Below are 873 nucleotides of genomic sequence, written 5' to 3'. Positions count from 1 at the left end.
CTCTCGGAGACCCACTTGCCGATCGCGCGGCGCAACAGTTGCTGGAGCTGGTGGGGCTCGCCGACGCCGTCGGCCGCGGCCTTGGCCAGCGAGTCCTCGATCTTCGGGGTCACCGCCACGAAGGCCGCGTCGTCGATGCCGGTGCCGCGGCCCTGGATGTGCGGGCCGCCGACGATCTTGCCCGTCGTGCTGTCCACCACCACGAAGACGGAGATGATGCCCTCGTCTCCGAGGATGCGGCGGTCCTTGAGGGAGGACTCCGTGACGTCGCCTACCGAGAGGCCGTCCACGTACACGTATCCCGCCTGCACCTTGCCGGAGATTCTGGCGACGCCGTCGACCAGGTCGACCACCACGCCGTCCTCGGCGATGACCACCCGGTCCTTGGGCACGCCGGTCAGCGCGCCGAGTTCGGCGTTGGCCCGCAGGTGGCGCCATTCGCCGTGGACCGGCATCAGGTTGCGAGGCTTGCAGATGTTGTAGAAGTACAGCAGCTCGCCAGCCGAGGCGTGGCCCGAGACGTGCACCTTGGCGTTGCCCTTGTGGACGACGTTGGCGCCCCATCGGGTGAGCCCGTTGATCACCCGGTACACCGCGTTCTCGTTGCCGGGGATCAGCGACGAGGCGAGGATGACGGTGTCGCCCTGCACGATACGGATCTGGTGGTCGCGGTTGGCCATCCGGGACAGCGCGGCCATCGGTTCGCCCTGCGAGCCCGTGCACACGAGCACGATCTCGTGCTCCGGCAGGTCGTCCAGGGTGCGTACGTCCACCACGAGGCCCGGCGGCACGCGGAGATAGCCCAGGTCACGGGCGATACCCATGTTGCGGACCATGGAGCGGCCGACGAAGGCCACGCGGCGTCCGTACTCG

At 68.8% G+C, this 873-nt stretch carries 1 protein-coding gene; it reads right to left on the bottom strand.

Annotated features, from left to right (window positions below):
* Window positions 1-873 (bottom strand): ribonuclease J (locus tag KUM32_RS40240; RefSeq protein ID WP_217146653.1); only part of this gene is annotated, 873 nt, incomplete at both ends.

The organism is Streptomyces sp. AC627_RSS907, from assembly GCF_019049165.1.
This window is presented reverse-complemented; position numbering and strand designations above follow the sequence as displayed.